Origin of the sequence: Mycobacterium gastri, from assembly GCF_002102175.1 — a bacterium.
In the GTDB taxonomy this organism is placed as follows: Bacteria; Actinomycetota; Actinomycetes; order Mycobacteriales; family Mycobacteriaceae; genus Mycobacterium; species Mycobacterium gastri.
Genome location: NZ_LQOX01000133.1, coordinates 1 through 21,250, shown reverse-complemented (window position 1 = coordinate 21,250; position 21,250 = coordinate 1). Strand labels below are relative to the sequence as shown.

18 protein-coding genes are annotated in these 21,250 nt (G+C 65.0%); 3 read left to right on the top strand and 15 right to left on the bottom strand.

What is annotated here, in order from left to right:
- Positions 1-3 precede the first annotated feature (3 nt).
- The 14 genes from nuoK to AWC07_RS22255 form a co-directional block, all read right to left on the bottom strand.
- The gene (nuoK, locus tag AWC07_RS22320) at positions 4-303 is read right to left on the bottom strand and encodes an NADH-quinone oxidoreductase subunit NuoK (protein WP_007168303.1); all 300 of its coding nucleotides are present in this window, start codon (positions 301-303) and stop codon (positions 4-6) included.
- On the bottom strand, positions 300-1,076 hold the full coding sequence (locus AWC07_RS22315) for an NADH-quinone oxidoreductase subunit J (protein WP_425271269.1): 777 nt from the start codon (positions 1,074-1,076) through the stop codon (positions 300-302). The genes nuoK and AWC07_RS22315 overlap by 4 nt, the downstream gene beginning before the upstream one ends.
- An 8-nt stretch (positions 1,077-1,084) precedes the next feature.
- On the bottom strand, positions 1,085-1,630 hold the full coding sequence (gene nuoI, locus AWC07_RS22310) for an NADH-quinone oxidoreductase subunit NuoI (protein WP_036411975.1): 546 nt from the start codon (positions 1,628-1,630) through the stop codon (positions 1,085-1,087).
- Positions 1,623-2,882, bottom strand: coding sequence for an NADH-quinone oxidoreductase subunit NuoH (nuoH, locus tag AWC07_RS22305; protein WP_036411997.1), 1,260 nt, complete (start codon positions 2,880-2,882; stop codon positions 1,623-1,625). Before nuoH ends, nuoI begins: the two co-directional genes overlap by 8 nt.
- Before the next feature lie 49 nt (positions 2,883-2,931).
- On the bottom strand, positions 2,932-5,343 hold the full coding sequence (locus AWC07_RS22300) for an NADH-quinone oxidoreductase subunit G (protein ID WP_036411977.1): 2,412 nt from the start codon (positions 5,341-5,343) through the stop codon (positions 2,932-2,934).
- Positions 5,340-6,668, bottom strand: a complete 1,329-nt coding sequence (nuoF, locus tag AWC07_RS22295; RefSeq protein ID WP_036411979.1) for an NADH-quinone oxidoreductase subunit NuoF — start codon at positions 6,666-6,668, stop codon at positions 5,340-5,342. The genes AWC07_RS22300 and nuoF overlap by 4 nt, the downstream gene beginning before the upstream one ends.
- A complete protein-coding gene (nuoE, locus tag AWC07_RS22290) occupies positions 6,668-7,435 on the bottom strand; it encodes an NADH-quinone oxidoreductase subunit NuoE (protein WP_036411981.1) in 768 nt (255 codons plus the stop codon). The genes nuoF and nuoE overlap by 1 nt, the downstream gene beginning before the upstream one ends.
- On the bottom strand, positions 7,432-8,730 hold the full coding sequence (gene nuoD, locus AWC07_RS22285) for an NADH dehydrogenase (quinone) subunit D (protein WP_036411983.1): 1,299 nt from the start codon (positions 8,728-8,730) through the stop codon (positions 7,432-7,434). Before nuoD ends, nuoE begins: the two co-directional genes overlap by 4 nt.
- A 39-nt stretch (positions 8,731-8,769) precedes the next feature.
- Positions 8,770-9,489: an NADH-quinone oxidoreductase subunit C gene (locus AWC07_RS22280; protein ID WP_036411985.1), complete on the bottom strand. Its 720-nt coding sequence runs from the start codon at positions 9,487-9,489 to the stop codon at positions 8,770-8,772.
- Complete coding sequence (locus AWC07_RS22275) at positions 9,486-10,040, bottom strand: NuoB/complex I 20 kDa subunit family protein (protein ID WP_036411986.1); 555 nt, start codon at positions 10,038-10,040, stop codon at positions 9,486-9,488. The genes AWC07_RS22280 and AWC07_RS22275 overlap by 4 nt, the downstream gene beginning before the upstream one ends.
- Positions 10,041-10,089: 49 nt before the next feature.
- The gene (locus AWC07_RS22270) at positions 10,090-10,467 is read right to left on the bottom strand and encodes an NADH-quinone oxidoreductase subunit A (protein WP_036411988.1); all 378 of its coding nucleotides are present in this window, start codon (positions 10,465-10,467) and stop codon (positions 10,090-10,092) included.
- Positions 10,468-10,724: 257 nt separating this feature from the next.
- Positions 10,725-11,126, bottom strand: coding sequence for an Rv3143 family two-component system response regulator (locus AWC07_RS22265; protein WP_036411990.1), 402 nt, complete (start codon positions 11,124-11,126; stop codon positions 10,725-10,727).
- Between the two features lie 131 nt (positions 11,127-11,257).
- The gene (locus tag AWC07_RS22260; RefSeq protein ID WP_051507911.1) at positions 11,258-11,953 is read right to left on the bottom strand and encodes a class I SAM-dependent methyltransferase; all 696 of its coding nucleotides are present in this window, start codon (positions 11,951-11,953) and stop codon (positions 11,258-11,260) included.
- Positions 11,950-12,189 (bottom strand): hypothetical protein, encoded by a 240-nt coding sequence (locus AWC07_RS22255; protein WP_036411991.1) that lies wholly within the window; start codon positions 12,187-12,189, stop codon positions 11,950-11,952. The genes AWC07_RS22260 and AWC07_RS22255 overlap by 4 nt, the downstream gene beginning before the upstream one ends.
- A 665-nt stretch (positions 12,190-12,854) precedes the next feature.
- On the opposite strand from AWC07_RS22255, the gene AWC07_RS22250 reads away from it, so the two are divergent.
- Positions 12,855-14,120, top strand: coding sequence for a PPE family protein (locus AWC07_RS22250; protein WP_036411993.1), 1,266 nt, complete (start codon positions 12,855-12,857; stop codon positions 14,118-14,120).
- 15 nt (positions 14,121-14,135) lie between these two features.
- Here AWC07_RS22250 and AWC07_RS22245 read toward each other — a convergent pair whose 3' ends face one another.
- Complete coding sequence (locus AWC07_RS22245; RefSeq protein ID WP_036411994.1) at positions 14,136-14,669, bottom strand: YceI family protein; 534 nt, start codon at positions 14,667-14,669, stop codon at positions 14,136-14,138.
- Positions 14,670-15,077: 408 nt separating this feature from the next.
- Here AWC07_RS22245 and AWC07_RS22240 point away from each other — a divergent pair, with 408 nt between their 5' ends.
- Both AWC07_RS22240 and AWC07_RS30035 read left to right on the top strand, forming a co-directional pair.
- Entirely contained in the window at positions 15,078-17,057 is a 1,980-nt protein-coding gene (locus tag AWC07_RS22240; RefSeq protein ID WP_036411995.1) for a PPE family protein, read from the top strand.
- A gap of 30 nt (positions 17,058-17,087) precedes the next feature.
- The coding region (locus tag AWC07_RS30035; RefSeq protein WP_085105229.1) for a beta strand repeat-containing protein at positions 17,088-21,250 on the top strand (4,163 nt) is incomplete at its 3' end.

Here is a 21,250-nt window from a genome sequence, read left to right as displayed (position 1 = left end):
TTCTCAGCCTTTGAGTAGGTTCGCGTCGTCGACCGACGCCGATTTGCGGGCCCGGAAAATCGTCATGATGATGGCCAGGCCGACGACGACTTCACAGGCGGCAACCACCATGGTGAAGAATGCGATCATCTGTCCGTCGAGATGGCCGTGCATCCGCGCGAACGTGACAAACGCCAGGTTGACCGCGTTGAGCATCAGCTCGACGCACATGAACATGACAATTGCGTTGCGCCGCAGCAGCACACCGGAGGCGCCGATGGTGAACAGCAGCGCCGAAAGGTAGAGATAATTGGCCGGGTTCACGAGGTACCACCTTTGACCGTGTCGGCGGAGGGGGTCGCGGTGGCGTCCGCGCCCCGGCCGCGCAATGTCGGGGAGACCGACAACTCCGAGTACGTGCCGTCGGGCAGTAGCGCTGCCGTATCGACCGCGTTGCGGCGGGCGTAGACGCCCGGGTTGGGCAGGGGGGTGGGGTGTCCGCCGGGACGGAAGCGCTCCTGCGAGAGCTCCCGCTGGGTCTTGCGACGCTCGAAGCGCTCTCGGTGAGCCAGCACCATCGCTCCGATCGCGGCGGTGATCAACAGCGCGCTGGTCAATTCGAAAGCCCAGAGGTAGCGAAAGAAGATCAGCGCCGCCAAGCCTTCGACGTTGCCGTTGGCGTTGGCGGCGGTCAGTCCGGCGAAGCCGCCGGTCGCCACGTTGCCGATGCCGCCGACCAGCAGGATGCCGAACCCGATCCCGGTGGCCACCGCGGCGACCCGCTGCCCGCGCAGCGTCTCCTTCAGCGATTCCGCGGAGTCCACACCGATGAGCATCAGCACGAACAAGAACAGCATCATCACCGCGCCGGTGTAGACCACGACCTGAACGACGCCCAGGAACAGCGCATCCTGGACCATGTAGAACACCGCCAGGATGATCATCGTCATCGCCAAAAACATCGCCGAGTACACCGCGTTCACAGCCAGCACCACCCCGAGCGCGCCGATCAGCGCCAGCGCGCCCAGGATCCAGAACGTCACCGCTTCACCGGTGGAGGTCCGAATTATGGTGTCCTGCGCTAAGTTTGAAGCCAGTAACGCGGTCACCGGAGGTCTCCAGCGGTCTGACTCTCCCGCAAGCCGTGCGGGGTCACGTTGCCCAGGTAGTAGTCCTTATCGGTGGCGCCGGGAGCCCTGGGGTGCGGCGGCGCGGTCATCTCGGGCAGCAGCGGGGCCAGCAGCCGGTCCTTTTCGTAGATCAGGTCGGCGCGGTTGTCGTCGGCCATCTCGTAGTCGTTGGTCATGGTGAGCGCGCGGGTGGGGCACGCCTCGATGCACAGGCCGCAACCGATGCACCGCAGGTAGTTGATCTGGTAGACCCGGCCGTAACGCTCGCCGGGGGAATACCGCTCCTCTTCGGTGTTGTCGGCGCCCTCCACATAGATCGCGTCGGCCGGGCAGGCCCAGGCGCACAACTCGCAGCCGATGCATTTCTCCAAACCGTCGGGGTACCGGTTCAACTGATGACGGCCGTGGTAGCGCGGCGCCACCGGACCGGGCTTCTCCGGATACTCCTCGGTCACCGTCTTTTTGAACATCGACCCGAGCGTGACGCCGAATCCGGCTACGGCGTCCAGGAATCTAACCACGCGCTTTCTCCTTGCTGGCAGCACCAACTGGCTGGGCCAGTGGCTTCATCGGTAGCGGCGGTGTCGGGAATACCGGTTCGGCGCCGGCGTGTTCGGCCAGGCTCGCGGCGCGCTGCCGGCGGCGCTTCGAACCCCGTGAGCCCGGGCTTCGCAGCGACATCACCAGGCCCGCGGTTACGACCAGGCTGCTGACCACCAACGTCGCTGTCCAATACTGGTATCCCTGGTTGCGCAGCGAGCGGATGACGGCGGCGATCATGATCCAGCCCAGCGAGACGGGTATCAGCAGTTTCCAGCCCAGCGCCATGAATTGGTCGTAGCGCAGCCGCGGCAACGTGGCCCGCAGCCAGAAGTAGATGAACAAAAAGCCCCACACCTTGGCGGTGAACCACAGCAGCGGCCACCAGCCGGTGTTGGCTCCGGCCCACATGTTCAGCGGCCAGGGAGCATGCCAGCCGCCCAGGAACATCGTCGCGGCCAGCGCCGAAACGGTTGTCATGTTGACGTATTCGGCGAGCATGAACATCGCGAACTTCAGCGACGAGTACTCGGTATGGAAACCGGCGACCAGTTCACCCTCTGCCTCGGGCAGGTCGAACGGCGCCCGGTTGGTCTCGCCCACCATGGAGATGAGGTAGATCACGAACGACGGCAGCAACAAGAAGACGTACCAGACGCGGTCTTGTGCGGCGATGATCTGTGACGTCGACATGGTGCCGGCGTAGAGGAACACGGTCGCGAACGACAATCCCATCGCGACCTCGTAGGAGATCACCTGGGCGGTCGAGCGCACACCGCCGAGTAGCGGATAGGTGGATCCGGACGCCCAACCGCCGAGCACGATGCCGTATACCCCGACCGCCGACAGGGCCAGGATGAACAGCACCGCGACCGGCAGATCGGTCAGTTGCAGTGGCGTCCGGTGGCCGAACACCGACACCTCGGGACCGAACGGGACGAACGCAAATGCCGTGAACGCGGGAATCACCGAGATGATCGGCGCCACGAAGTACACGAACTTGTCGATGCCGCCGGGAGTGATGCTTTCCTTGAGCGCCAGCTTGATTCCGTCGGCGAGACTTTGCAGCGCGCCGTGCGGCCCGACCCGGTTGGGGCCGGGGCGCAGTTGCATCCGGCCCAGCAGCTTGCGCTCGGCCAGGATCGCCACCAGGACCGTCAGCATGAGGAAGGCGAATATGGCGATCGCCTTGGCGACGACCAGCCACCAGACGTCGTTCCCGAACGGGGTCATCGGCACCGCTCCTCCACATCACTTCGTTCTGCGTCGTCGCCGGCGCGGGTCATTCGCTCACTCCAATGCGTACGACGCTGCCCAGCCTCGCGCCCAGCTGCCGGTACACGGCCGAACCGGGCGAGTTCAGCGGAAGCCACACCACCCGGTCGGGCATATCGGTGACGCACAGCGGCACGGTGATCGATCCGCGCGACGTGCTGACGGTGACATCGTCGCCGTCGGCGGCGCCGATCTCGGCCGCGGTGTCGGCCGACAGCCGCACCACCGGCGGGCGCGCGGTACCGGCCAGGTGCGGTTCACCATCCTGCAGCCGCCCCGCGTCCAGCAGCATCCGCCAACCGGTCAGCACGGCCTCGCCAGTGCCCGGTTGGGCGGGCCCGGGTGCGGCAACGTGCGGGCCGGCAGCGTGTCTGCCGGTCCAGGTGCCCAGCGCGGCAAGCTCGGCGCGGGCCGCCTCGACGTCGGACACGCCCAGATAGACGCCCATCTCGTCGGCCAGCGCGTCGAGCACCCGGTGATCCGACTGGCCGGCTTGCGCAATGGTGCCCTGCAGCGCGGGCTTGAACCCGCGGTAGCGGCCCTCCCAGTTGACGAAGGCGCCGGCCTTCTGCGCCGTCGGCGCCACCGGGAACACCACGTCGGCGCGCTCGGTGACGGCGCTGTGCCGCAATTCCAGACTGACCACGAACCCGGCGGAGTCCAGTGCGGCCAGCACCGCGTCCGGATCGGCGAAGTCGCCGGGTTCGACACCGCCGACCAGCAGCGCGCCCAGCGTGCCGTCGGCCGCGGCGGCCAGCATCCCGTCGGCGTCGCGCCCTGCGGCCGAAGGCAATTGGGCCACCTGCCAGGCGTCTCGGACCTGCGATCGGGCGGCCTCGTCGGCCAGCGGACGGCCACCGGGCAGCAGTCCCGGCAGCGCGCCGGCTTCCAGCGCGCCGCGTTCCCCGGCGCGGCGCGGCACCCACGCCAGCCGGGCCCCGGTCGAGTCGGCCAGCCGTGCCGCTGCGGACAATCCGCCGGCCACCGTGGCCAGGCGTTCCCCAACCATGATGACCGCGCCCGGGGTGGCCAGCAGATCGCCCACTTCACCGGTGGCCAGCCCATCCAGGGCCGCGGGCTCCTGGCCGGGAACGGTTTTGAGCAACCGGCCGGACATTTTTTGCAGCCCGCGGGTGGCAAAAGGCGCGACCGCGTAGATCGGTACGCGGTGCTTGCGGGCCGCCTTGCGCAACCGCAAGAAAATGATCGGGGACTCGTCCTCGGGTTCGAACCCGACCAGCAGCACCACCGGCGCCGATTCCAGGTCGGCGTAGCTGACGGCTTTCGGCCGGCCCGCGACGCGGGCCGCCAGGAAGTCGGCCTCCTCGGCCGAGTGCGGCCGGGCCCGAAAGTCGACGTCGTTGGTGTCCAACACAATTCGTGCGAACTTGGCGTAGGCGTAGGTGTCCTCCCAGGTGACCCGGCCGCCGACCAGCACGCCGGTGCGACCGCGGGCTGCTTCGAGTCCCTGGGCGGCGGCCACCATGGCGTGTGACCACGACGCGGGCACCAGCTCGCCGTCGGCATTCCGGATCAGGGGAGTGGTGAGGACGTCCGGCTGGGTCGCGTAGGTGAAAGCCCACCGGCCCTTGTCGCAGTTCCACTCCTCGTTGACTTCCGGATCGTCGCCGGCGAGGCGGCGCAGCACCTTGCCGCGGCGGTGGTCGGTGCGTTGGGCACAGCCCGACGCGCAGTGCTCACAGACGCTGGGGCTGGAGACCAAGTCGAACGGACGCGCCCGGAATCGGTAGGCAGTCCCGGTCAGCGCGCCGACCGGGCAGATCTGCACCGTGTTGCCCGAGAAGTAGGAGTCGAACGGTTCGCCTGTGTAGATGCCGACCTGCTGCAACGCGCCGCGCTCCTGCATGTCGATGAACGGATCGCCGGCGATCTGTTCGGAGAAGCGGGTGCAGCGGGCGCACAGGATGCAGCGTTCCCGGTCCAGCAATACCTGTGCGGAGATGTTGATCGGCTTGGCGAACGTGCGCTTGACGTCGGTGAAGCGGGAGTCGGGCCGGCCGTTGGACATGGCCTGGTTCTGCAGCGGGCATTCGCCGCCCTTGTCGCACATCGGGCAGTCCAGCGGATGGTTGATCAGCAGCAGCTCCATGACGCCATGCTGGGCTTTGTCGGCGGCCTCCGAGGTGAGCTGGGTGCGGACCACCATGTCGTCGGTGCAGACCGTGGTGCACGACGCCAGCGGCTTGCGTTGTCCCTCGACCTCGACCAGACATTGGCGGCACGCCCCGACCGGGTCGAGCAGCGGGTGGTCGCAGAACCGCGGGATCTGGATGCCCATCAGCTCGGCCGCGCGGATCACCAAAGTTCCTTTGGGGACGCTTATTTCGTTTCCGTCGATGGTCAGCGTCACCATCTCCGGCTGGGCCACCCGGTTTTCGGTGTCGGCCGTTTGGGTCACGCCTTGTCTCCGTTCGCCATGAGCATGGATTCCCGGGGGTCGAACGGGCATCCGCCGCCTTCGACATGGGCGACGTATTCGTCGCGGAAGTACTTGATCGACGACATCACCGGGCTCGCGGCACCATCGCCCAACGCGCAGAACGCCTTTCCCAAGATCGAGTCCGAGATGTCGAGCAGTTTGTCGATGTCCTCGCGGGTGCCCCGGCCGGTTTCCAGCCGCTCGTAGATCTTGTCCAGCCAGAACGTCCCTTCTCGGCACGGTGTGCATTTCCCGCATGATTCGTGTTTGTAGAACTCGGTCCAGCGCCGCACCGCACGCACCACGCAGGTGGTCTCGTCGAAGATCTCCAGCGCTTTGGTGCCCAGCATCGATCCGACAGCGCCCACACCCTCGTAATCCAATGGCACGTCGAGGTGTTCGTCGGTGAGCAACGGTGTTGACGACCCGCCCGGCGTCCAGAATTTCAGCCGGTGTCCGGCACGCACCCCGCCGGCGTAGTCGAGCAGCTCGCGCAACGTGATACCCAGCGGCGCCTCGTACTGCCCGGGCCGGGTGACGTGCCCGGACAACGAATACAGCGTGAAGCCAGGCGATTTCTCGCTGCCCATCGACCGGAACCAGTCGACGCCGTTGAGAATGATCGACGGCACGCTGGCGATGGTCTCGACGTTGTTGATCACCGTCGGGCAGCCGTAGAGCCCCGCAACGGCGGGAAAGGGCGGCCGGAGCCGTGGCTGGCCGCGGCGGCCTTCCAGCGAATCGAGCAGTGCGGTCTCTTCGCCGCAGATGTAGGCGCCCGCGCCGGCGTGCACCACCAGTTCCAGGTCGAAGCCGGACCCGGCGATGTTGCGGCCCAGGTAACCGGCGGCGTACGCCTCGGCCACCGCGTTCTGCAGCCGGCGCAGCACCGGCAGCACTTCGCCGCGCACATAGATGAAGGCGTGGTGGGCCCGGATCGCGTACGCGGCGATGATGATGCCTTCGACGAGCACATGCGGTGTCGTCAGCATCAACGGAATGTCCTTGCACGTGCCGGGTTCGGACTCGTCGGCGTTGACCACCAGGTAGTGCGGCTTGGTGGCCGGACCCTTGTCTCCTTGGGGGATGAACGACCATTTCGTCCCGGTGGCGAAGCCGGCACCGCCGCGCCCGCGCAACCCGGAGTCCTTGACAGTCGCGATCACGTCATCGGGGTCCATGGCCAGGGCCTTGTTCATCGCCTGGTAGCCGTCATGACGCTGATACGTCGCCATGGTCCATGATTCGGGGTCGTCCCAGTAGCGGCTGATCACCGGGGTCAACGGGGTTGCCTGCGAGGTCATCACTGGCCTTCCGGGGCGGTTTCGGGCCCGGGCGACGCCTGCATGTCGTTTTCCTGTGCCACCCGCAGCCCGGCCAGCGTGGCCGCACCGGCGCCGCCCTGGCCTTGGTCGGGACGCGGGTCGGGCAAACCCGCCAAGATGCGCGACGTCTCCCGGAAGGCGCACAGCGGAGCCCCGCGGGTGGGCTCCTTCGGGGTGCCGGAGCGCAGCGAGTCGACGAGCTCGCGTGCCGACTCCGGTGTCTGGTTGTCGAAGAATTCCCAATTGACCATGACCACTGGGGCGTAGTCGCAGGCGGCGTTGCATTCGATGTGTTGCAGGGTGATCGATCCGTCGGCGGTGGTCTCGTCGTTGCCGATGCCGAGATGGTCTTTGAGGTCCTCGAAGATGGCGTCGCCGCCCATGATGGCGCACAGCGTGTTAGTGCACACGCCGACCAGATAGTCGCCGGTGGGGCCGCGCCGGTACATGGTGTAGAAACTCGCCACCGCCGAGACCTCGGCCCCGGTCAGCCCCAACTGATTTGCGCAGAACTCCAGACCCGCCGGTGTCAGGTAGGAGTCCTCACCTTGCACCAGGTGCAGCAACGGCAGGAGCGCGGAACGCTTGTTGGGATAGCGGCCGATGATCTCCTTGGCGTCGACCTCCAGCCGCGCTTGCACCTCGGGTGGATACGACCGTGGCGCACCCTCGAGCACGAACTGGTTGGGCTCTTCGGGCGGCGGCCCGAGCCTGAGGAATACCGGCTGCCCCTGCGGCCCCGTCATCGATCCACCCCGCCCATCACCGGGTCGATGCTGGCGACCGCGGTGATCAAATCGGCCACCATGCCGCCCTCACACATCGCGGCGACCGACTGCAGGTTGGTGAACGACGGATCCCGGTAGTGCACCCGGTAGGGGCGGGTGCCGCCGTCGCTGACCAGGTGTACGCCGAGTTCACCGCGCGGTGATTCCAACGCCACGTAGACCTGGCCCGGCGGCACCCGAATGCCCTCGGTGACCAGCTTGAAGTGGTGGATCAGCGCCTCCATCGAGCTGCCCATGATCTTGGCGATGTGCTCTTCCGAATTGCCCATCCCGTCCGGGCCGACCTTCAGGTCGGCGGGCCAGGCGATCTTGCGGTCCTCGATCATGGTGGGGCCCGCCTTCAGCTTGTCCAGGCACTGCTCGACGATCTTCACCGACTCCCACATCTCTTTGACCCGAATCATGTAGCGCCCGTAGGCATCACACGCGTCATCGGTGATCACGTCGAATTCGTAGTTTTCGTACCCACAGTAAGGTTCGCTCTTGCGCAGGTCGTGCGGTAATCCGGTGGAACGCAGGATCGGGCCGGTGATGCCCAGCGCCATGCATCCGGCGAGGTCGAGATATCCGATGCCCTGGGTGCGGGCCTTCCAGATGGCGTTTTCGTTGAGCAGATCACCCAGCTCGCGCAGTGGTTGCCGCAACTGCTTGAGGGCTTCGGCGATGTCGCTGGCCGCGTTGGGCGGCAGATCCTGCGCCAGGCCGCCGGGCCGGATGTAGGCGTGGTTCATCCGCAATCCGGTGATCGACTCGAACACGTTGAGGATGATTTCGCGCGCGCGGAAGCCGATGAACATGGCGGTCATCGCGCCCAGTTCCATACCGCCGGTCGCCAATGCGACCAGGTGCGACGAGATGCGGTTGAGCTCCATCAGCAGCACCCGGATGACATTGACCCGCTCCGGTATCTGCTCGGTGATGCCGAGCAGCTTCTCCACACCCAGGCAGTACGCGGTTTCGTTGAAAAACGGTGACAGGTAATCCATTCGGGTCACGAAGGTGACGCCCTGCGTCCAGTACCGGTATTCGAGGTTTTTCTCGATGCCGGTGTGCAGATAGCCGATTCCGCAGCGGGCCTCGATGATCGTTTCGCCTTCGATCTCGAGGATCAGCCGCAACACCCCGTGCGTGGACGGGTGCTGGGGCCCCATGTTGACGACGATGCGTTCGCCGGGGTCCGCCTTGCGGGCGGCGTCGACGATGTCCTCCCAGTCCTGGCCGCCGGCGACCAGGACAGTCTCGGTATCGGTCATTTTTCGTCTTTTTCGATCATTTTTCGTCTTTTTCGATCATTAGTTGTAGCCCCTACGTTCGTCGGGCGGGGGTATCTGCGCGCCCTTGTATTCGACCGGGATGCCACCGAGTGGGTAGTCCTTGCGCTGCGGATGTCCGTGCCAGTCGTCGGGCATCTCGATGCGGGTCAGTGACGGATGCCCGTCGAAGATGATCCCGAAGAAGTCATACGTCTCGCGCTCATGCCAGTCGTTGGTCGGATAGACCGAATACAGCGACGGGATATGCGGATCACTATCGGGCACAGACACTTCCAGCCGGAGACGACGGTTGTGGGTGATCGACTGCAGGGGGTAGACGGCGTGTAGCTCCCGGCCGGTCTCGTGCGGGTAGTGCACACCGTTGACGCCCAAACACATTTCGAACCGCAATTCCGGTTCGTCGCGCAGGCGTTGGGCGACTTGTGGCAGCCGTTCGCGGCGGACGTGCAGGGTCAGTTCGGCCCCCTTGCCCGGCGGGTACACCACGACTTTCTCTATGGCGTCCTCGAATTCGACACCCTCGCCCTGCAGTGCTTCGGCCAGGCGGTCGGCGATGTCGTCGAAATAGCCGCCATACGGCCGAGGGCTGCTGCCCGGCAACGTGACCTGACGCACCAGCCGCCCGTATCCGGACGTGTCGCCGGTGCCGCTGACGCCGAACATCCCGCGGCGAACGTCGATCACTTCTTCGTCAGCAGCCGCGGTTGCCTCCCGCGGATCCTGGTCTGGGGAGCTCATCGCAGCAGTCCGCGCATCTCGATGGTGGGCCGGGCCAGCAGCGCCGCCTCTTCGGCCGCGGCGATGGCACGTTCCCGGTTGACACCCAACGGCATTTCCTGAATCTTCTCGTGCAGCTTGAGGATTGCGTGCAAGAGCATTTCGGGCCGCGGCGGGCACCCCGGCAGGTAGATGTCGACCGGGACGACGTGGTCCACACCCTGGACGATCGCGTAGTTGTTGAACATCCCACCCGACGACGCGCACACCCCCATGGCCAGAACCCATTTCGGCTCGGCCATCTGGTCGTAGATCTGGCGCAGCACCGGCGCCATCTTCTGGCTGACCCGCCCCGCCACGATCATCAGATCGGCTTGCCGCGGCGTCGCTGAGAATCGCTCCATCCCGAAGCGGGCCAGATCGAACCTCGGCCCGGCGGTCGCCATCATTTCGATCGCGCAGCAGGCCAAGCCGAACGTCGCCGGCCACAGCGAGTTTTTGCGGACGTAGCCCGCCACCTTCTCGACTGTCGACAGCAGGATCCCGCCGGGTAGCTGTTCTTCCAGTCCCACGCCCTACCTCAATCCCATCTCAAATCCCATCTCAAACCCGTGTCGGCGCTCAATCCCACGTCAGGCCCCCGCGGCGCCACACGTAGGCATAGGCAACGAACACCGTGAGCATGAATATCACCATCTCGACCAATGCGAAGGTGCCCAGCGCGTCGAAGCTGACCGCCCACGGATACAGGAACACGATCTCGATGTCGAAGACGATGAACAACATTGCGGTCAGGTAGTACTTGATCGGGAACCGCTGCCCGGCCGTCGCGTGCGGGCCGCTCACCGAGCTGTCTGTCGGTTCAATCCCGCATTCGTAGGCCGCGAGCTTCGACCGGTTGAAGCGCGACGGGCCGGCCAGGCTCGCGATCACAACCGAGACCACGGCAAAGGCGGCAGCAAGCGCCGCCAGCACCAGGATGGGTATGTAGACGTTCACGTCGCTCCCTGATCCGTCGTACGGGCCGCCAACATGGCGGCCGGGCGGTGACCGGGCTGCTGTGACGGGCCGGGCTTGTGGACCGTCACAGTGACCTTCAACATAGTCGCGCTACGGCGGGGGCCCATGCCCGGGGTCAACCTCGCGGGCACCTGCAGATCCGTGGCTGCGGAGGCGTTGGGGTACCTCGCGGGTGGATCGCAAATCCGGGTTGGCCCGGAAACCTCGTGGGGCGATTGGGTTGGTGGGCGCGGCGGTCAGAGCGCGGGCGCACGCAACAGGCCGAGCGCCGTGCGGCCGAGCACAATCGGGTCGATCGGATGCGGTACCGCGGCCTCGGCCCGCGACCAGCTGGCCAGCCAGGAGTCATCCGGCCGCCCGGTGAGCACCAGAATCGGCGGGCACGTCGAGAGTTCGTCTTTGAGCTGTTTGGCGATTCCCATGCCCCCGGCGGGTGTCGCCTCGCCGTCGAGGATGGCCAGGTCGATGTCGCCTTCGTCCATGCGCTGTATCACCATCGGAGCCGTCGCGATTTCGACATAAGCCAACTCCGGCAGATCAGGATGCAGCCGTTTGCCCAGCGCACGCATCACCTGTTGGCGGGTTTGGACATTGTTGCTATAGACGAGGATCCGCAGGGCGTCGCTGGAGTCGGGCACGGTGAAAATGGTACTGGTGCCGGTCCGCCGTCTTTCTCACGGCGGGCGTCGCGATGATCCTGACGCGGCAGGCTCGGGTGATCGGTGCACGGTCGTGGTCGCCGGCGCGGCGGTGCCCGGACACCGAGGTCCTACGCCGACCGGGCGCGATCCAGCAAATACCCGATTCTGCGGGCGCCGTCGGCCGGCGCGGTCAGATGGTGTACCCGGGCGGGCGGAACGTTCATGAGAATGCTTTCGTGTGTGACCCGGTGCTTGCTCATGTGCGACAGCATGAGCTGCTCGACACGTCGGATGCGATCGCGCCGGGTCCCGCGTGCCAGGCTGCTGCGGATTTGCCGCAGGTACAGGTATTCGAAGTAGCTGAGTACGCCTCCCGGCCTGAGCAGCCGGATGTAGGAGTGGAGGATCTCCGCTACGACGGCTGGGGGAAAGTTGCTGTGCGGCAGGCTTGAAACGATGAAATCGTACGGCGCCGGCGCGGCGAAATTCTGGAACGGCAGCTCGTAGATATTCACGAAATCGCTGATCGCCCGCCAGCGTGGTTCAGTGGCAAAGCGTTTCTGCAACACGCGGACAAAGCAGCCATTGATCTCCACCACGTCCAATGTGTCACCTGGCCGCAGGTGGTCGACGATTTGCTCGGTGAACACGCCGGTGCCCGGTCCGCAATCCAAAACGCGAATGGGCGCCGGCCCCCGGCGCCGGAGGTGGCGGGTGATGGCCCGGGCCAGGTAGCGGGTACTCGGTGCGATTGATCCGGTCGTCTCGAACTTTTTCCAGAATTCGCGGAGAAACAGGGTGGTCTCAGCAGGCCGTCGGCTCATTGCGACTTCCTTGTACTCCAGGCCGGTGCGGCCTCGATTGCCGGCGCCAGCGCTTCCAGAAGCGGTAAGACGATCCGGCTCCGGTCGCCGCCACCGGCAAAATCACAGTCCCCGCCCAACTCCGACTGATGAATCAACCCGCTGATCCCTCCGGCGCCGAGATAGCTGAGTAAGAAAATGCCGACGGCCAATGTCGCGCATACCACATCGCACACCAGAAACCGGCGGAAGTCCATCCTTAAATTAAGTTAGCGCACCGATTGCCAGATACAGCGGGAGTGGGCATCCCCGGCAGGAATCGCACCAGGAGAAACACCTTCAGGCCGGCCCAACGAACGACGCACCTTGCCGACCGCCGGTTGCGCCGGGTCGCTCGGCTCGGCGACGGGCTATAACACGCCAGCGCCCGCGAATTCGGCATCCAAAGTTGTTGGCATGGTCGCAAATTCGCCTCCGGTATGCGCATCGACAACCTTCGCCTGGGGCCGGTTACGGATCCCGGGCGGCTAACGGGCGTGATTCAAGAGACGCAGGGTAGATCATTGTCTACAAAACGAATGCCCTGGCACACGTAAATTAGAGTTGCTGTCAACCGTAGTTGTTAGTTAATACTCGGCAACGCGGCGCCTCGAGGCGGGCGAGTTCACCGTCCTCGTCGCTGCGGTGTACCCGCCGGGCTTGCCCCTGATGACCGGGCGGCCGTTGGCGGGTGCGCGCTGGTTGAGACCGACAGCGCCCGCGCTCGGGGCAGTGTCTGGCGCAGTGGGGGAGCGCCGGTGAAGTCGGGCGTGGGAGCGACAACGATGAATGCGGGGATAAGCGGCGAATCGGCGGCCAAATGTCGTTACGCTATGTGCGACGCCGGTACGAACCTGGCAAGCGATTCTGGAGGACTGGTGCAGTGAGTTTTTTCGTGCTGCCGCCGGAGATCAACTCTTTGCGAATGTTCATCGGCGCGGGTTCGGCGCCAATGTTGCAGGCGGCGACCGCATGGTCGGGACTTGCCGAGGAGTTGGGGGCCGCGGCCCAATCCTTTGCCTCGGTGACGTCGACTCTGGCGGGTCAGGCTTGGCAGGGTCCGGCAGCGGCGGCGATGGCGGCTGCGGCAGCTCCGTACGCGGCGTGGCTGAGTGCGGCCGCGGCGCAGTCCGCCGGGGCCGCGGGGCAAGCCAGTGCCATGGCCAGCATGTTCGAGGCAGCCCAGGCAGCGACGGTGCTTCCGGCGGCCGTGGCCGCCAATCGCGACGCATTCGTGCAGCTGGTGATGTCGAATTTGTTCGGCCAGAACGCGCCGGCGATCGCGTTCGCGGAGAGCATTTACGAGGAAATGTGGGCTGCGGACGTGTCTGCGATGTCGGGCTACTACTCCGGTGCCGCGGCGCTCGCCTCGCAGTTGGTGCCGTGGCAGAACATCCTGAAGGGGCTCCCGGGTATGGGCAGCGCCGGCGCCGCGGGCACAAGCGCGGGCAGTGGCGCCGCGGGTACTACTACCAATGTTGGCGGTAACGGCGAGGGTGCAAACGTTGCCGGCGGCAGCAATGCCGGCGGCGCGAGCAGCGGCCCGGTCGGTGGGCAGACGAACACCGTCGTCAACGGCAACCCCAGCGCCGGGCTATCGCAGGCCGACCCGATGTACAGCAACGTAGGTCAGGGGATTGCCGGCAGCGGCAATGTCGGCAGTGCAAGTCTCTTGACTGGCGGCGCTACCAGCGCAAGCGGCGGCGTCGCCGCCCCCGGAATGATGGGCGTTCCGATCCTGATCCCGGCCACCGGCAGCAATCAGACGGGGTCTGCCGGCATTGGCGTTGGTGCGGGAAGCGCTGGAAGTGCCGCACCAACTCGGGCACCGGAAGCAGCGGTCCCGCCGGCGGCCGAAGTCGAGGCTGCGGCTCCCCAGATGGGGGTGTTGCCCACCGCGGATCCCGAAATTGCGGCGAAGGCGGCCCCGGTACCGGTAGCGCGGGTGACACAATCGACGGGTTCGGGAATTCCCGAGTCGGCGCTACGGCCGTCGCTGGCCGCCGATGCGTCGCACCGGTCAGCCAACAAGCAGGACCAGGCATCGGAGGCAGAGGAAAAGGCGGCTTCGTTACGGCCGGAAGCCGAAAAGGGGAAGCTGCGACCTCGGGTCAAGCAAGAGCAGGGAATTCAAATGCGCGGTGGCTGAACGGACTTCGTTCTGCTACGGCGCCTTCACGAAACACACCTCGCCCGCTGCGGTCGCTGTCGCAGCCATGATGCCGAACTTGTTCCAGCGCAACCCGAACTGAGTTCGGTCGATCTCGGTTTGGCCGGCTATGCGCACCGAGCCGTCGCTGAACTCGGTGACCGTGACCGGCAGGGTTACCGGGTCTGTGATGCCTTTGATGGTGAAGCTGGCCTGCAGTTCGGCGTGTTTGCCCTTGGTCGGGTGCAGCGCGGTAACCACAACCCGGATTTCTGGGAAGCGTTCGACGTCGAAGAAATCGGCCGAGAGTAAATGCTTGTCACGCAGGCGGATACCGGTGCGCAGCGAGGCGACGTCGACCTCGAGATAACCGGAGACCGCGCCCGGGTCGGTCAAGTTGCCGCGGCCGGTGAACTTGGTGAATTCGCCCTTGACCGCGAGCAGGCCCCACATGTTCTTGATTTTGAAGGTGACCGCCGAGTGATCCGGAACAAGATTCCATGCCCCGGCGGCATCGGGATCGCTGAGTAGCGTTTCGAGCGTCGTCATCTTCCTGCCTCACTGTCTATCGGGCGTGGAGCCCACCCGGTTGTTGTCGAGGGCGCCGGGTTGGACGGTGGCAAGGTGCCACTGCCAGGTGCCGCACGGATCGCCCGTTGTTCGTCATGGTCGGGTTCGACGATACGCACGGGCTCGGTGGGTGGCCCGGTGTGAAGTCGCCGGGTCGTCGGGGCCGCTTGATTCGCCCAGCCGCGCTGCCAACCCGTCGGCGACCGAGGGCGCTGCCGCGACGGTGGAACCCGCGGCGTGGCAGTCGTAGCCGGGCTGCGGTCGAGGACCTCCTGGAGCAATTCGCCCGAACCGCTGACAGCCAGGGCGCGCCGGTGTAACGGTTGCTCTGGCCCGTGATTGCGGGCCCGTCGGTCGGGGCAGCTCGGCTGGGGAAGGGCTAGGGTGATGAATTTTTCGGTGTTGCCACCGGAGATCAATTCGTTGCGGATTTTCGCCGGCGCCGGTCCGCAACCGATGCTCGCTGCGGCTTCGGCCTGGGATGGACTGGCTGGCGAGCTCGCCGGTGCCGCGTCGTCGTTCTCGTCGGTGACGTCGGGGTTGGTCGACGGCTCTTGGCGGGGGCCGGCATCAGCGGCGATGGCGGCTGCTGCGGCGCCTTACGCCCGATGGTTGAGTGCCGCGGCGGATCACGCGTCGGGCGCGGCAGCTCAGGCTCGAGCGGTGGCCGGTGCGTTTGACGCGGCGCGCGCGGCCACAGTGCATCCATTGATGGTGGCGATCAACCGTAATCGGTTCGTGCAACTGGTGGCGTCGAACCTGCTCGGCCTGAACGCACCGGCGATCGCTTCAGCCGAGGCCCAATACGAGCAGATGTGGGCGCAAGACGTGGCCGCGATGCTGAGTTACCACGCCGACACGTCGGCCGCGGCGGCCGCATTGTCGCCGTGGCGTGCTGGGCTGCAAGGCATTTCCGCCGCATCGAGCCAGCCGGGTATGCCGGACATGTCGGCCTCCCGGGGAGGGCCGGTGGCATCCGCCATCTCGGCTGGGTCGAGTGCGGCCGCCGGCACCAATATCTCGCTGCCTAACCTCGGTTTCGGCAATATCGGCAGTGGAAACTTCGGCTCGGGCAATACCGGCGATTTGAATCTGGGCAGCGGCAACAACGGCAACGTCAACCTGGGTAGCGGCAACAACGGCAACGTCAATTTCGGCAGCGGTAACCACGGCAACGTCAACCTCGGCAGCGGCAACGACGGCAGCCTCAACGTCGGCAGCGGCAACGCCGGCAACAACAACCTGGGCAGCGGAAACAACGGGAACGCGAACTTCGGCCACGGGAACATCGGCAGCAATAACCTCGGCAGTGGAAATATTGGCGGCGGTAACCTTGGCTTCGGCAACGCCGGAAGCAACAACTTCGGCAGCGGAAACAATGGCAGCGGAAACCTCGGTAGCGGGAACAGCGGCGATCTCAACGTCGGCTTCGCTAACACCGGTAACTTCAATATCGGTTTTGCTAATACGGGTAACAACAATATCGGTATCGGTCTCACCGGTGACAATCAAATTGGATTCGGCGGCCTGAACTCCGGCTCCGGGAACGTCGGCTTGTTCAATTCTGGTAGCGGTAACACCGGCATCTTCAACTCTGGAAGCAATAACCTGGGGTGGTTCAACTCGGGGGTGGGCAACTGGGGTGGCTGGAACTCCGGGGTGGGCAGCACCGGCTTTGGCAACTCGGGCGTGACCAGCACCGGCTTCTGGAATTCCGGGTCGTATGACACCGGCTTCGGTAACGCCGGCACCGGCAATGCCGGCGCTTTCAACGCGGGCAGCCACAATACCGGCTGGTTCAACGCGGGCTCCGGCGGCACGGGCGACTACAACTCGGGCGACAGCAACTTCGGGAGCTTCAACGCGGGCGATGTGAATACCGGGAGCTTCAACGGGGGCTCCGTCAATACCGGATTGTGGAATTCGGGCGATACCAATACGGGCGCCTTCAACTCCGGAAGTCTGAACACCGGTTTCGGCAGTTCCGTCATTCAGCCGGTTGCCAACTCCGGGTTTGGGAATACCGGCACCGGCAATTCCGGCTTCAACAACTTCGGTGACAACAACTCAGGCTACGGCAATGCGGGAGTGTCCGGCGGCCCGGGTCAGAACAATGCCGGTATCGGGAACCAGGGGACACAGCACTCCGGAGTTGGAAACACGGGTTCCAACAACGACTCCGGCTTCGGGAACACCGGTTTCTACAATGTCGGGTTCTTCAACACGGGCGACAACAATTCCGGCTTCGGAAACATCAACGACATTGCCGCAGGATTCAATTCAGGAATCGGCAATTTCGGCAACAGCAACTCCGGTGGCTTCAATATCGGCACCGGTTGGGCCGGCTTCTTTGGTGGCAACTTCTGAAGTCGGCGAGCTCGGAGAGGATAGGGTGCGATGAACTTTTCGGTTCTGCCCCCGGAGATCAACTCGGCGCGGATTTTTGCCGGCCCCGGGTCAGCGCCGATGCTGCAGGCGGCGTCGGCGTGGCAGCAGCTGGCCGACGAATTGTCTTCGGCGGCAGCGTCATTCGAGTCGGTGACCTCGGCGTTGGTAGGCGATTCCTGGCAGGGTTGGGCGGCGGCAGCGATGGCGAGTGCCGCCGCCCCATACGCGAGCTGGCTGAATGCGGCCGCCGCCGGGGCGCAGGGCGCGTCCGTCCAGGCCGGCGCAGCGGCGACGGTGTTCGAGGACGCGCTAGCGGCGACAGTGCATCCGGCGCTGGTGGCGGCAAACCGGAATCAGCTCATCGTGCTGGCGATGTCGAACCTGTTGGGTCTGAACGCTCCGGCGATCGCAGCCACCGAGGCGCACTACGAGCAGATGTGGGCACAGGATGTGGCAGCCCTGTCGGGCTACCACGCCGGGGTTTCGACGGTGGCCGCACAGCTGCTGCCGTGGCAAGGAGTGCTGCAAACGCTTCAGGCGCAGACGAGTGGTTCGGTCGCGGCCGTCAACGTGGCCACCCAGGCTGAATCGCTCAATGCGTTGGACGTCAGTGTGTCGTTCAGCGGTCTGCAACTTGTGCAGTTGGGCACCGCGCATGCGAACTCGACTTTCGGTGGGCTGGCGGTCGCCCTCGGCCCGAACAGTTCGGCCAGCGCCACTGGGTTGCTCGACGGGGCCTGGGCCCTGGGCAGCGTCACGGGCGCCAGCAGCAGCGGCTATCTCAACACGGCCGTCGCCGTGGGCGACACCAGCACCGCACAGGCCGGCGGCTTGCTTACCGTGGCTTCGGCCTTTGGTAGCGGTAACAGTGTGAGCACTGGTGGTTATGTGAACTTTGCCGGAGTTGTCGGTAATGGCAATCAGGTCGGTGTGGTTGACGGCTTTGGTAACCGCGCTTGGGTTTTCGGTAACGACAATGTGGCGCAGGTGGGTGGTTTGCTTACTGCGGCTTCGGCTTTCGGTAGTGGTAGCAGTGTGAGCACTGGTGGTTATGTGAACTTCGCCGGGGTTGTCGGTAATGGCAATCAGGTCGGTGTGGTTGACGGCTTTGGTAACCGCGCTTGGGTTTTCGGTAACGACAATGTGGCGCAGGTGGGTGGTTTGCTTACTGCGGCTTCGGCCTTCGGTAGCGGTAGCAGTGTGAGCACTGGTGGTTATGTGAACTTCGGCGGGCTTGTCGGTAATGGCAATCAGGTCGGTGTGGTTGACGGCTTTGGTAACCGCGCTTGGGTTTTCGGTAACGACAATGTGGCCGATGTCGTCGGCGTGGTCACCGGGGCTTTGACTCTCGGTAGCGGCAATAGCACCGGCGCCGGTGGCACTGTGAACTTCGCTGGGATTCTGGGTAACAACAACCAGGCCGGTGCGGTTGACGGTATAGGCAACGGCGCTTGGGTTTTCGGGGACAACAACGCAGCCCGCGCCGGCGGCGGCTACTTCAACGCTGCGACAGTGCTCGGCAACTACAACAGCCCAGTCGGAGTCGGCGCCAACGGCACGGGCTCCGTAGCCCGAACGAACATCGCCAACTTTGCCACCGTCGTCGGGAACCATAACAGCACAGTTACCGTGGGTGCCAATGGAAATGACGCAGTCGCGAACACCAACATCGGCACCTTCGCCACTGTGCTCGGTAGCAACAACGGCATGGTTACTGCCGGTGCCAACGGAAGTGGTGCAGTCGCGAACGCCAACGTCGGAACCATTGCTACCGTGTTGGGAAACAACAACAGCGGTGTTCAAGCCAGTGTCGCCGGTCAGACCAATATCGCAACCGTCGCTACCGTGCTCGGCGACTACAACGGCGGGGTGTTGGCTGGTGCTGATGGCAACATCAACATCGCCACGATGGCCAACGCTATCGGCGCCGACAACAACGTGGTGGCAGCCGACGCCGTCGGCAACACCAACATCGCCACGCTCAGCAACGTAATCGGCAATGCCAACAGCGGCGTCGCAGCTAGCACCGACGGCGATACCAACATCGCTACCTTCGCGACCGTCGTCGGCAACGGCAACCATGGGACTGGCGCCGATGCCGTCGGCCGCCTCAACATCGCCACCTTCGGCACTGCCGTCGGCGGCGGGAACGAGGTCGCCGCGAGCGCCAACGGCGACACCAACATCGCTACCTTCGCCAGCGCCGTCGGTAACGGCAACCATGACGTCGGCGCCGACACCGCAGGCCATCTCAATATCGCCACCTTGAGCACTGCCATGTTCAACGGCAATCATGAGGTGACGGCCAGCGCGAGCGGTGATACCAATATCGCCACCTTTGCCACCGTCGCGGGCAACGCCAACAGCGGCATCACCGCAGAAGCCGTCGGCCACAACAACATCGCTACCTTCGCCACCACGACCGGCCTGATAAGCCTCGGAAACGACGGCGTCAAGGCCAAGGCTGCTGGCGACCTCAACATCGCCACCTTTGCCACTGACGTCAACATGATCGGCAATGGCAACCAGAACCTGGAAGCCAGCGCCAGTGGTACCGGTAATATTGCCACCTTTGCAACGACTTTCGGCAACGCGAATGATGGGGTCACCGCCAGCACCGACGGACAGGGTAACATCGCGACCTTTGCCACCGTCTTCGGCAACGCCAACACGGGGGTGGCGTCCAGCGCCACCGGCACCGGCAATATCGCGACTTTTGCCACCAACGCCAGCTTTGTCGGCAACGCCAACAACGCGATCCAAGCCAGCGCCGACGGCACCGGCAACATCGCTACGTTCGCCACCAACGCCAGCTTCGTCGGCAACGCCAACAACGGCGTGGAAGCCAATGCCAGCGGCGGAGGTAACATCGCCACCTTCGCCACCGTCGTCGGCAGCGCCAACCAACAGGTAGCAGCCGGCGCCACTGGGAACAACAACATCGCCACTCTCGCAGGGGTTTTCGGCAACGGCAACGATGGGGTGCAAGCCACGGCGAGCGGCGACGCCAATATCGCCACGATGGCTAACTCCCTCACTATCTTTGGCAACGGCGACAATTCGGTTGCAGCCAACGCCAACGGCCGGGGCAATATCGCCACGGTCGGCACCGCCGCGACCCTCTTCGGTACCGCCAGCAACGGCGTCGAAGCCGTCGCCAACGGCGGGGGCAATATCGCCACATTTGCCAGCGCCTTCGGCGACAGCAATGGGGTGACCGCTAAAGCCGTGGGAGACAACAACATCGTCACCTTCGCTACCGCTATCGGTGATGACAACGGTGCGGTCCTGGCGAGCGCCAGCGACCGAAGCAATATCGCCACCTTCGCGACCGTGGTCGGCGACGACAACGTGCTGACCGCAGAGGCTGTCGGTGATGGCAACATATCGACTCTTGCGACAGCGGTTGGCGACCACAACAGCGGGGTACTGGCCAGTGCGAACGGCACCGGCAATTACGCCACGGCCGCCACCACAGTCGGCAATGACAACACCGCGGTGGAGGCCAAGACCGACGGCACAGGCAATATCGCCACCTTCGGCACCGCGGTCGGCAACAGTAATGGGCTTACAGCCGAGGCCAATGGCGCGGCCAATATCGCGACTGTTGCGACCGTGGTCGGCGACCACAACAGCGGAGTTCTGGCCAGCTCCAACGACACTGCCAATTACGCCACGCTCGCCACTGTCGTCGGCAACGCCAATACCGGGGCAGCCGCCACCTCCAATGGTGACACCAATATCGCCACCCTCGCTACGGTCGTCGGCGACAACAACGCGGTGGCAGCCGGCGCTGTCGGCAGCACAAATATCGCCACCCTCGGCACCGCCGTGGGCGATGCCAACACCGGAGTCGCAGCCAACGCCGACGGCAGACTGAATATCGCAACCGCTGCCACGGCGGTTTTTGATGGGAATCAGGCGATTTCGGCTTCTGCCACCGGTGACACCAATATTGCGACGGCGGCCACGGTAGTGGGTAATGCCAACATCGGGATTACGGCCGCTTCCGAGGGCGCGACCAATGTGGCGACGGCGGCCACGGTGGTGGGGGATAACAACACCGGTGCGGTCTTGGCGAAGGCGACCGGTGATACCAATATTGCGACGGCGGCCACGGTGGTGGGGGATGGTAATGCTGGGGTGTTGGCCAGTGCGCAGGGGGTGCGCAA

Excerpts from the sequence above, each read along its gene's own strand:
- nuoH (WP_036411997.1), bottom strand. The coding sequence starts at position 2,882 with ATGACCCCGTTCGGGAACGACGTCTGGTGGCTGGTCGTCGCCAAGGCG.
- AWC07_RS22245 (WP_036411994.1), bottom strand. The coding sequence starts at position 14,669 with ATGACGACGCTCGAAACGCTACTCAGCGATCCCGATGCCGCCGGGGCA.
- AWC07_RS22255 (WP_036411991.1), bottom strand. The coding sequence starts at position 12,189 with ATGGACTTCCGCCGGTTTCTGGTGTGCGATGTGGTATGCGCGACATTG.
- AWC07_RS22260 (WP_051507911.1), bottom strand. The coding sequence starts at position 11,953 with ATGAGCCGACGGCCTGCTGAGACCACCCTGTTTCTCCGCGAATTCTGG.
- nuoE (WP_036411981.1), bottom strand. The coding sequence starts at position 7,435 with ATGACGGGGCCGCAGGGGCAGCCGGTATTCCTCAGGCTCGGGCCGCCG.
- nuoD (WP_036411983.1), bottom strand. The coding sequence starts at position 8,730 with ATGACCGATACCGAGACTGTCCTGGTCGCCGGCGGCCAGGACTGGGAG.
- AWC07_RS22240 (WP_036411995.1), top strand. The coding sequence starts at position 15,078 with ATGAATTTTTCGGTGTTGCCACCGGAGATCAATTCGTTGCGGATTTTC.
- nuoF (WP_036411979.1), bottom strand. The coding sequence starts at position 6,668 with ATGACCTCGCAGGCAACCCCGTTGACCCCGGTGATCAGCCGCTACTGG.
- AWC07_RS22280 (WP_036411985.1), bottom strand. The coding sequence starts at position 9,489 with ATGAGCTCCCCAGACCAGGATCCGCGGGAGGCAACCGCGGCTGCTGAC.